Below are 11,053 nucleotides of genomic sequence, written 5' to 3'. Positions count from 1 at the left end.
AGTCTTGCAAAGCATGGGGAAGCAGCATTTGCTGATGCTGATCGTATGGAAGGTAGCTCGTCGTCATTTGACAAGTTTACCTCGTCACCATTCGGATTGCATCAGTTTCTGCCGCGCAGACTCCTAGCGCCGCTTCAGGATCGAGCCCAGCACGCCGCGAATGATTTCGCGCCCGACTTGCGAGCCGATGCTGCGCGCAGCCGACTTCATCATCGCCTCGACCGGCGATTGACGCTTGCCACCACCGCCGAACAAGCCACCGAGCATGCCGCCCAGCGAGGTGTCGGGCGCGCTCTTTGGCACACTGCCGCGCCCGGCGCCGGCCGGCGTCCCGCCGCGCGGTGCCGGCGCGTCCACGGTTTGCGCCGCAGCGGCGCGGGCGGCAATCAGCTCGTGCGCCGATTCGCGGTCGATCGCTTGCTCGTAGACACCGGCGACCACTGACTGCGCCATGGAACGCTGGCGCCCGGCCGCGTCGATTGGACCGATCTGCGACGCCGGCGGCAAGATAAAGGCGCGCTCGACCATGTTGGGCCGTCCTTTCTCGTCGAGGAAGGACACCAGCGCCTCGCCCACCTCCAGCTCGGTGATCACCTGGGCAGTATCGAGCGCCGGATTGGGCCGGAAGGTTTCCGCCGCCGCCTTGACAGCTTTCTGGTCGCGCGGCGTGTATGCGCGCAAGGCGTGCTGGACGCGGTTGCCCAGCTGGCCGAGCACGGTGTCGGGAATGTCGAGCGGGTTCTGGGTGATGAAAAACACGCCCACGCCTTTCGACCTGATCAACCGCACCACCTGCTCGATTTTTTGCAGCAAGGGCTTGGGCGCTTCGCTGAACAGCAAGTGCGCTTCGTCAAAGAAAAACACCAGCTTTGGTTTGTCCAGGTCGCCTACCTCGGGCAGGTTTTCAAACAGTTCCGACAGCAGCCACAAAAGGAAAACCGCGTACAGGCGCGGCGCATTCATCAGCTTGTCGGCGGCCAGGATGTTGACCACGCCCTTGCCCTGCGCATCGGTTTGCAGCAGGTCGTCGATATTGAGCATCGGCTCGCCGAAAAAGCGGTCGCCGCCCTGCTGTTCGACCGCCACCAGTCCGCGCTGGATGGCGCCGATGCTGGCCGCCGAAATATTGCCGTACGTGGTGCGAAAGTCGGCCGCATTGTCGCCGACGTGTTGCAGCATGCTGCGCAAATCCTTGGTATCGAGCAGCAGCAAGCCATTGTCGTCAGCGATCTTGAACACCAGTTGCAGCACGCCTTCCTGGGTATCGTTCAAGTTCAACATGCGCGCCAGCAGCAAGGGCCCCAGGTCGGAGATGGTGGCCCGCACCGGATGGCCGGCTTCCCCGAACACATCCCAGAACGTCACAGGGCAAGCGGCCCAGGCCGGCGCCTCGACGCCCAGCGCGCCCAGGCGCTTGGTCATTTTTTCCGACGCGGCCCCGGCCTTGGCCATGCCCGACAGGTCGCCCTTGACGTCCGCCATGAACACCGGCACCCCGATCCCGGACAGCGCCTCGGCAATCACCTGCAAGGTCACCGTCTTGCCGGTCCCGGTGGCGCCGCTGATGCAGCCGTGGCGGTTGACCAGCCCCGGCAGCAAGTCGAGCACGTGAGGCGGTTGGGATGCATTCTGGCGGGCAATCGGCAGCGGCATGGACATGGCGGCAATCTCCTCGGGGCGATGGGAAATCAATAGTACCGCATGCCATCCGCATTCATTAACAGTAGTTTCACGGCAATGTTCCGAATGTGGTTCAATAGGCATCGCGGTGACTTTCCGCGCGCTATTCTTAACGGAGACCGCCATGCGTTCGACTACTTTTTTCGTTGCCGCATGGCTTTGTGCCAGTAGCGTCCAGGCCGCCAGTAACCTTACTGCAGGCGGCGTGGTTCTGCTTCAACCTGACCAGGTGATCGGGGCGCGCGTGACCGTCGACAAGCTCGCGCCGTATCTCAAGCAGGTCGACAGTGCCGCCACGCGTGCACTCAAGGCGACCAAAGGCGTGCCGGCCTCGGGGGGATTCCTGGTTGTGGCGATGCGCCCGGGAGAGCAATCGAAAATCTGGCTCGATTTCAATCCGCCCTTATCGCAGGCCCTGGCGACGGCACTGGTTGATGGCGCGCGAGCCGTGCCGGTGCCAGCGGTGAAGGGAACCGTCGTGGTCGCGATGAAATACGGTGTCGGCGGCGGGAGTGCGCCATCGCATGCGGTGCCGTCACCGGCGGAGTGGAAAGAAGTCGCCAAGGCGGCCGGAGTGCCCCTGGAAATCGGCGATCTGGTCGAACGCATCTGGAAATAAGCGACCTCCGGACAGCCACGCGTGGCCGGATCTCACGCCCCAAGCCGCGCTAGCGCGGTCAGCAAGCGCCGCTCGCCGGGCGCGCACTAACCACATAACGACGCTGGCCCTCAGTCCTTCCAGGGCCAGCGCCGCCATGCTGCATCGAGGCACAGTAACGCTCGTGACAGCTCAGCTCGTCTTTTCCACGAAGCGCATTCCGAGGAACACCCGTCCCGCGTTGCCGCGCTCGGCCTGGAAATGATGCATGCGGCGCTCGGACTTGTTCTTGCCCTCCTCCGACTTGGCCAGGTCGCCCAATTTGCTGAGCAACAGCTGCGCCGCCAGCCGCTTGTTGGCATGCTGGCTGCGTTCCGTCTGCACCTTCACCGACAAACCGGACGCCACATGCGTCGCCCGGATGGCGCTATCGGTTTTGTTAACGTGCTGCCCGCCCGGACCGGACGCGCGGGTTGCCTCGTAGCGGATTTCGCCGCAGTCGGTCGACACCGCCGGTGGCGCGAACGCGGCTCCGTTGAGAAACCAGTTCTTACGTTTGTGCAGCTTGCGGTAAGGACTTTCGCAGATCCATTGAATGCTGCCACTCCAGCGCCGGGCCAGGGTGTCGACTGCCTCCGCCTCGCCGTCAAGCTCCACCAGCACCGAACGCAAGGTGCCGCCAACCGGGCCGTCGAGTTGTTCCACCACGCTCACCGTCACACCCGCTTTCTGCGCCTCGCGCCCCAGTTGCACCAGCGCTTTTGTGACCGCCAGGCAGCATTCCGCCGGGCCTGTATTGGCTGTAATTTGTAACCAGATCATCAGCAGCACTCCCCACGCGTTTTGTAGGTCAGTACAGGCTTGCTTCTGGATACCACCTTCACCAGTCCCGCGCCCACAAGCGAGCCGAGCACGCTGTCGACATTCTTGTAAGCCTGCGGCGCCTCCTCGTAAATCAATGCGCGGTCATTGCAGATGACGCGCCCGCCCATCGACGTGCGGCTCAATTGCGCCGGCGTCGCCAGTTTGTCGAGGCGGCCCTTGCAATCGGTGCGCTGCCATTTGCGCCCTGCCCCGTGCGCCAGCGAATGCAGGCTCAGTTCACCGGCGGACAGCACCGGCTCGATCAGGTAACTATAGTCGTCGCGCGATCCGGGCAACATGACCAGGCCCTGGTCGCTCGGCGTGGCGCCCTTGCGGTGCAGCCAGCCCGCCTGGCCATCGATTGTGGCAGGCGTCACCGTGTTGTGGTGCACGTCGAGCACGCGCACCGCCTCGCAGCGCAGGCGATGAAAAATCCGCGCCGCGATCAGCGAGCGATTCACTTCCGCGTACTGCAATGCTGCGTCATGCTCGCGCAGATACGCGAGCGCTTCCGGGCTGCCGTCTTGCAGACCGGCGTGACTGTGCGCATCGACATGCGCGCGCAAAATCACCTGCCCAAGACCGCGCGAGCCGCTGTGCACCAGCAACTGCAGGCATTTGCGCGTAAGCGTCGTGCGCCCGATCACCTCTTCATCTTCGACCGCATCGATCACCTGAAGTTCGGCGAAGTGGTTGCCACGGCCGATGGTGCCAAGCGAGCGCAGCGGCGTCAGGTCGAGGCCGGCCGCTGCCAGCGCGGCGGACAGCGCGTCGATGCGCACCGGCCAGGAAGGGTCGAGGCGTTCCAGCGCGGCCCATTCTTCCTCGTCGATTACATCGTCGAGGTTGCCGATCTGCTTGTCGATCTTGTCGAGTTTGGCCTTGCCGGCCAGGATGTCGGTTTGCCACAGCGCCATGCCGCAGCCGATGTCGTTGCCAACCAGCGCCGGATACAGGCGTCCGGTGGAAAAGAACGCCGCCCCGACGGGGTAGCCGCGCCCGGGATGCAGGTCGGGCAAGCCGACCACGCGTTGCATGCCGGCCAGTGCGGCCGTGGTTTTGGTTTGTTGTATTGCAGCGTCTTCGAGCCACAGACGGTCGGACGCGATGATCGAAATACGATCAGAAATATGCTGAACAAAATTGCCCATGTGATGCCAATCCAAAAAGAATACGAATACGGATTGGGCGCTGGCGGAGCGCTGACGATCAACTCGTCAAGAGAGGGCTAAACGGTGCGACAGACGGGCGAATGCCGTCGGTTCAGTGCAGGAGATTAGCCAGCCAGACCCAGAAAAGGAGCGGTAGTGTTCAGTTTTTGCATGATCGATCTCCTTTTCTAAAGTGGTTGGCCTGCTTGGGATTGCGATAGTAGGCGATTTTTTGCGTTGCTGCAAGTGCTAAATTACCAATCTTTAGCGCTGATCCGGACGTTATTGCAAAACCGGCGGCCGGCGAACCGGGGGCTGTCCCTAATGCCGTTAAGTTAAGCGCTTTTGGCCACAAAACTTAGCTCCGTCATTCCCGCGAAGGCGGGAACGCTGTGCGTTCCCCCCATAGCACCTACGATTAGCGAAGGTGCTATGGATTCCCGCCTTCGCGGGAATGACGGAGCCTAAGTTAACGGTATTGGGATCTGCCCCCGGTTTTACAATGATTGGCTTATCTAACGGCGCAGAAGCCGAACGATTGGATCGATTTCGGCTGCACGGTCGCGTTATACGCCTGGCCCGATGCCGTCAAGGTAGCGCCAGTCTGGGTGTAGACCGCGTTCCACAGGTTGTTGATCTTGCCCTGTACCGGCACGTTGATTTTCCACACCACCGGCGTGGTGCCGCTGTTGTTTACGCTTACTTCAGCGCAGTAGCCAGCCGTCCAATCGGAATTGATCTTGACCACTGCCGTCACCGCCGGCGTTGGCGTTGGCGTCGGCGTTGGCGTCGGCGTTGGCGTCGGCGTCGGCGTCGGCGTTGGCGTCGGCGTCGGCGTTGGCGTCGGTGTCGGTGTCGGTGTCGGCGTCGGCGTCGGCGTTGGCGTCGGTGTCGGTGTCGGCGTCGGTGTCGGCGTCGGTGTTGGCGTCGGCGTCGCACCCGCCCACAAATTCTTCAGCAACGCCATCTTGTCCGGCCACACCGTTTTCCAGTCATCCTGCAAAATACCGCCGGTGTCGCCGCTGTTCGGATTGAGCGTCCAGTAGAACGAGCTGATCATGCCGCGTTCTTTCAGGTATTTCACCAGCGCATCCTGCCAGACCTTGTCTTTCGGATTGCCGCCGCCGTGGCCGTACTTGCCGCCCCACTCGCCCAGCACCACCGGATAATCCTTGGCGAACTTGCCCCACTGCTGGTCCCAGATCGCAGGCATGTTGGCCGGGAAGTTGGCAGCCTTGAAGTACTCCATCTCGAACACGTCAGGACCGTACACGTGCGGCGACAGCACCAGCTTGTTGCGCGGGATGTCGAGCGTTTTGCAGTTCAGCGGCTCCAGGTTGCCACCCCAGAAGTGGCCGTACTGACCCTGGCAACCGCCCGAGTTGCTGCCGATGCCTTCGACAAAAATCAGCAGGTTCGGATTGACCGCCAGGATGCGCTTCGACGCGCGCTCGGCCGCCAGGTTCCAGTCGGTGCGCACATTACCCGTGCCCCAGGTCGCCTGGCCGTGCGGCTCGTTCTTGATGTCCAGGCCGATCAGGTTGCGCAGGCCGGAATAATGCTGGGCCAGGTACTCCAGGTCGGTCAGCCACTGTTCTTCGGTGTACTGCGGCGTTGTCCACAGTTCCGAAATCGCCTGGCAATCCGGACGGTGATGGTCCAGCAGGATGTAGATCCCACGGCGGTCGACTTCTTTCAGGAACACGTCGAGCCACTGGCGCGAGTTCAGGCCGACCAGGTCCGGATTGGCCAGCGCGTCGATGTTCGGCTTGACCGACGACTCGCGGAAGGTGGCCGGGCACACCGGAATGCGCAGGGCGTTGAAACCCTCCGCCTGCACTTGGTCGAGCATGCTCTTCCAGTTGCGGGTCCACAGGCCGTGCACCGAGCCGTCGAAGGTTTCGAATCCAAACCAGTTGACGCCCTTGAGCGTGACCGGACGGTTGGCATCGTCCAGGATTTTGTTGCCGGATACGGTAAACGCCTGGCCGGCGCTGGCCGCGAAGGCCAGGGCCAGCGACAGCGCCAGTTTGCTTGCAAATTTCGGGGTAATCATCATGCGTCTCCAATAAGTGAGATGACTTGAAGCAGGGTTTCGCTTACAACCCGGCAGGTAGCGGCCGGTAACCGGTCACCGCTGCGACCGCGGCACCCGGGAAGGTACCGACCAGGGCGTTGTAGCCTTCGGCCGACTTTCCGTAACGGCTGCGGGCATCGGCCAGCGCAAGCTCGTCTTGCGGCAATTTGCCGCGTAGTTCCTTGAGCGAAGACACCGTCTCCAGCTCGGGCGCGCCGCGGGTTCCCGCCAGGCGGTACAGCACGCCGGTCAGCTCACCCTGGTAACGCTTGTAGTTGTCGACCGCTTCCGGGTCGTTCAGCACGCCGCTGTTGGTCGGCAAGGCACTGGCGCGCACCAGGCTGGTACGGGCCTGGTCGACAAACGCCTGGTCGAGTCCGCCTGCACGCGCCGCGCCTTCCAGCGCCGTGCTGGCCAGGCGCGCGCGCGCCGCGTGGATGTGGGTCAGGTCGCGCCAGGCTTCAGCCCCGCCCGCGCGCGCTTCGGTCAGCGCGCTGTAAGTCATGCTGCCGCCGACGGCGGCAGCGCCCAGTACCACCGCGAGCACGGCGATGGCAGCGTGGCTCGAACGAATCGTCATGGTCGTTCTCCTCTGTTTGGAAAGACAAAACACAAATGCAAAAAATCCGCGCGGGCCAACAAGGCCCGCGCGGACGACTTACGATTACTTCACACTGATGGCGCAGCTACGGCCAGCCCAGCTCAGGCCGGTCGGCAGCACTTTGGCGCCGCTGTAGGCCAGTTGCATGCCGATTTCAACGTTGCCGCCAGCGGCGATGGTGGCATTCCAGGCCGCAGGCACGGCGCTGAACGCACGGCCGCTCTGGGTCACGGTGGCGCCCCACGAGTTGGTCAGCGTAACGTCGTTCGACGCGGTCCAGTTCAGTGCCCAGCCGGTAATCGGCGCGGTGCCGGTGTTACGCAGGGTAACCCGTGGAACCTGGCCCGAACCCCAGTCGTTGGCGGTGTCGAAATCGACAGCGCAACCGCCGGTCTGCACGTCTTTGTCCGCTTCGGTGGCGACCGCGTTGACGGTTGGCGCCGTCGGTGCGCTCACGGCGAAGGTGGCGCTGCCGTTGACGGTGTCCGCATCGACTGCGGCGGCAACCGTCACTGCCTGGGTCACGTTCCAGTTCGCTGGCGTGAAGGTCAGGGTCGCGCCACCGGCAACCGACAGGTCGGTGTCGCCGGTCAGGCGGGCTACGCTCACCGTCACGTTGGCTTTAGGAGCGGCGCCCAGGCGGACCTGGAAGGTGCGCGATGCGCCTTCCGGAACCGACAGCGGCGCACCGGTCACGACCAGGCTCACCGGAACCACGACATCGCGGTCAGCCTCGGTTGCCACCGTGGTGGAGCTCAGGTAGCCAGGCGCCGTGAAGGTGAAGTTGGCGCTGCCGTTGATGGCATCGGCGTCCGCCGCGGCGCTGATCGCCACTGCCTGGGCAACGTTGTAGTTGGCCGGCGTGAACAGCAGGCTGGTCGCTGGTGCGGTCAGGTCGACGTCGCCACCGGCTGCCTTGGCAACGGCCACCGAGACGTTGGCGGCAGGCGCTTTCGACAGGGTGATGCCGACGCTGGCGGAACCGCCTTCAGGCACGGTGATGGCGTTGCTGCTGGTGACGATCGACGGCGAATCGGTGCCGCCGATGATGTTGGCGTAGTCAGCCAGCGCATTGGCGATATCGGCCTGGGCCCAGAAGCGGTGGTAGCGCCAGGTTGGTGCCGGGCCGCCGTCCAGGTAGGCTTTCAGCTTGGGCCACTGTGGATCGTCCTTGTATTTCGGACGAATGCTCAGGAACGTCGCGCTCGAATCGATGGTCGCGCCCTGGGCGTTGGTGCCGGTCCAGCCTTGCGGAATGTAGACGCCCGAATCGGTCGCCGGATCGTAAGGCTGGGTGAAGCGCTTGTAGTCGGCGCGCGTTTCGTCGACCACCAGGCCCACCGAATCCTGGTGCTTGGCCCACATGCGGTCCAGCAGCTGCTTGGCCAGCGCTTTGGCAGGCTCGTTGTTGGCTTTGGCGCCGTAGTAAATCAGGGTGCGGGCCAGGGCCGCTGCGATACCGACGTCGTTGGTACTGTCGACGATTTTCACGCGCAGGCCGGCATTCGCGCCAGGGGTTGCCGCGTTCCAGGTGTCGGGCGCGCCGCTCCATGCCAGGGTGTTCGGGATGGTGTAGGTACCGTCCGCTTTCAGGACCGTGTTGGCCGAGGCCCAGGCGACCCATTTGTCCAGCACCGTCTTGGCGCGCGCGTCGCCGCTGGCGTAGTAGTACTCGGCTACGCGCTGCATCGACCAGGCCTGGAAGCCGAACCAGGTGTTCGAGGCCGGATCGTGGTAGACCGGTTTTTCATCGTAGAACATGCCGTGGAAGGTCGGGGTGCCTGCCGGTGGGGTCAGGTAATCGCCGCCCCAGCTGTTGGTCGCGCCGCCGGCGATTGCGCCGTCAGCCGATTGCAGCCAGCGGTAGAATTCCATCTGGCGGGTCAGGCTCTTGCCCCAATCGCCGGCGGCGGTTGGCGACTGCGGCTTGAAGTCGGCCTGGGTCGACAGTGCCCACGCGGCCAGCGGATTCTGGTAGCCGAAGTGGTTGTGGCTCGAACCGATGCGCCATGCCCAGCCGGCGTTGGTGTCGGTGGCGCCGCCCCATGCGTAGTACCAGCTCATCAGGTAATGCTGATTGTCGCGGTTGCCTTGTGCATCCGGCTGGCCGTTGCCGCCCGGGCACGAGTTCGCATTGGTGCAATTGCCGATTTTCTTGAAGTACTTGTCGAACATGGCGTAGCGCAGGAAGTCGCCCATCTTGGCCGCTTTGGTGACCAGGTCGGCCACTTGTGCGCTCTTGCCTTGCTGCTTGGCCCAGACCGAGGCCCAGTACACGGCTTGCACGGCGCGCGCATCGGCGTCGGGTGCATTGGTGTAGCGGAACTGCTTGGCGCGGTTGTTGTCGCCGATGAACAGGCCGAGGAAGCCTTCGCCACCGCCGTTTTTACCCCATTTGAAGGTTTCGCACGATGGATGCGGCACGGTTTCCCAGACCGATTCCTGCGAACCGCGCTGGAAGGTGTTGATGTACGACGGACGCGTGGTGCCGTCGCCGCATTTGCCGTAGCCGTACCAGTTATCCACGTCCAGCAGCCAGTGCATGCCGTAGATATTGCTGGTGCCGTAGGTCGATTTGAGTTCGTTGGCGATCGGATCCTGGCCGACCGGCACGCCGCCGTTCAGTGGCGCCGGGTAGCTCTTCGGCAGGTCGTACTCGGCGGCGTAGGTGGCCGGTTTGCTCGGGTTGTAGAAGCTGTTGGTCGGCTGGTCCGACTGCGATGGAATGATGTACTTTTCCATGTTGGCCCAGGCCGCGTTCAGCGGGCCCCAGTCGCCGGTGGCGCGGCCGTACTGCGCTTCCATCCACAGCCAGTAGCTGTACGCTTCCGAGGTGGTTTCGTGGCCATGGTCCGGGGCTTCGACCATCAGCGTTTCGATCGAGTGGTAGGGCACGCCTTCTTTGCTGAAGTAGCCGTTCGCAGGATCTTTCATCTTCTTGTACTGGGTCAGGAAGCGCTGCGTGTATTCCGCATCGGCGGCGGCGTGCGCCGTTGCCATCATCGGCAGGCTGATCGCGGCGGCGGACGCTGCCGTGATCGACAGGGCCAGCAGGCCGCGCATTGCGCTGCGCGCCAGATTGCGGCCGCTGCCGCTGTTGCGCAGGGCGTCGGTGACGGCGTTCAGTTTAATCTTGGACATCGAATTCATTCAGGAGTCTCCTCGCAATTGTCGTACTTTATGGCGTGCGTGAATCACGTTCGCCGGCATGGTTGTCGCCATCGTTCCGGATGCACCGGTGCGGATGACGCTTGTTTCAGTGTTTCCCGCGTACCGGTCCGTGGCGGGCGGCCACGGCGCGGTTCACGTTGCGCTTGCCGCCGCCCGCCGGAGCAGGAAGCAACTTGCGCCCGAAGACAGGTGGATGCCTTCGTTGTCCGCACGCGCCGCACCTTCCACTGCCCAGAGCAAGGCTGCGACGCCCACAGGGCCTGTTCGGTGAGGCCGGCCATGCCGTCCCCGCGTTACGCAGGCTTGAAAACGTTTTCAACTCTTTTTCAAAAAAAACGATCAAGCGACCGTTTTTTGTCGAATCGCCATGGCGACGGATGTGTCCGGGCCAAGGCCACCATGGGTTGACAAAAACAGCTTGTCGCCTAGGTATTGACGCAATGTATCGCTTGCAAAGGTTAAATGTCAAGAACGCAAAAATGAGGTTTTTTGCATTGCACATAAAGCAATTGCCAGGTGAAAACAGGTGTGTGGATTGTGGAGCGCTTCGGAACCGTTTCCAGCAAAAAGAACAAGTATCGCCCTCAACAGCGGGGCTTTCATGGCTTTCATAGAAAAGCCGGTGCAAAAGCCCACCAAATAATGATGCTTTCTGTTCAAGATCACCTGCGAAAAAGAAATGTTAAATTCCTTGCCGTGCATATGCCTGGCGAGCTGCTAAACAGCCTTTTAACTTGCTAAACACGCGTGGCGAAAAACTGACGCTGAAAAAGTTTCACGCTCTTGAAATCGCTTTCATGCTAAATAACGCTTTACTTACGCGATTTCGGCTTCAGGGCCCTTCTTCACTCACCGTTCAGGCTGGCGCCGGTGCTACCATCTGGCGTCTTTTATCTCCAACCACGCCGGAA

8 protein-coding genes are annotated in these 11,053 nt (G+C 62.7%); 2 read left to right on the top strand and 6 right to left on the bottom strand.

The features are described 5' to 3' along the window. Positions 1-123: 123 nt before the first annotated feature. Positions 124-1,659: a helicase HerA-like C-terminal domain-containing protein gene (locus F1609_RS06010; protein ID WP_167075561.1), complete on the bottom strand. Its 1,536-nt coding sequence runs from the start codon at positions 1,657-1,659 to the stop codon at positions 124-126. Positions 1,660-1,804: 145 nt separating this feature from the next. On the opposite strand from F1609_RS06010, the gene F1609_RS06005 reads away from it, so the two are divergent. Beyond that, positions 1,805-2,299: a hypothetical protein gene (locus F1609_RS06005; RefSeq protein ID WP_167075560.1), complete on the top strand. Its 495-nt coding sequence runs from the start codon at positions 1,805-1,807 to the stop codon at positions 2,297-2,299. A gap of 171 nt (positions 2,300-2,470) precedes the next feature. Here the strand turns inward: F1609_RS06005 and prfH are convergent, their stop codons facing one another. The 5 genes from prfH to F1609_RS05980 all read right to left on the bottom strand — a co-directional run bounded on the left by prfH (position 2,471) and on the right by F1609_RS05980 (position 10,112). After that, a complete protein-coding gene (prfH, locus tag F1609_RS06000; RefSeq protein WP_167075599.1) occupies positions 2,471-3,100 on the bottom strand; it encodes a peptide chain release factor H in 630 nt (209 codons plus the stop codon). Continuing rightward, positions 3,100-4,293: an RNA ligase RtcB family protein gene (locus tag F1609_RS05995; protein ID WP_167075559.1), complete on the bottom strand. Its 1,194-nt coding sequence runs from the start codon at positions 4,291-4,293 to the stop codon at positions 3,100-3,102. Before F1609_RS05995 ends, prfH begins: the two co-directional genes overlap by 1 nt. Before the next feature lie 511 nt (positions 4,294-4,804). Beyond that, positions 4,805-6,352 carry a glycoside hydrolase family 5 protein gene (locus F1609_RS05990; RefSeq protein WP_229421665.1) on the bottom strand — a complete coding sequence of 516 codons (1,548 nt, stop codon included), beginning with the start codon at positions 6,350-6,352 and terminating at the stop codon, positions 4,805-4,807. Between the two features lie 40 nt (positions 6,353-6,392). Continuing rightward, entirely contained in the window at positions 6,393-6,950 is a 558-nt protein-coding gene (locus F1609_RS05985) for a LemA family protein (protein ID WP_167075558.1), read from the bottom strand. Between the two features lie 84 nt (positions 6,951-7,034). Next, on the bottom strand, positions 7,035-10,112 hold the full coding sequence (locus F1609_RS05980; protein ID WP_211200314.1) for a glycoside hydrolase family 48 protein: 3,078 nt from the start codon (positions 10,110-10,112) through the stop codon (positions 7,035-7,037). A gap of 546 nt (positions 10,113-10,658) precedes the next feature. Between F1609_RS05980 and F1609_RS05975 the strand changes: the two genes are divergently transcribed. Continuing rightward, a complete protein-coding gene (locus F1609_RS05975) occupies positions 10,659-10,883 on the top strand; it encodes a hypothetical protein (RefSeq protein WP_167075556.1) in 225 nt (74 codons plus the stop codon). Positions 10,884-11,053 lie beyond the last annotated feature (170 nt).

Source organism: Massilia aquatica, assembly GCF_011682045.1.
GTDB lineage: Bacteria > Pseudomonadota > Gammaproteobacteria > Burkholderiales > Burkholderiaceae_D > Telluria_A > Telluria_A aquatica.
This window is presented reverse-complemented; position numbering and strand designations above follow the sequence as displayed.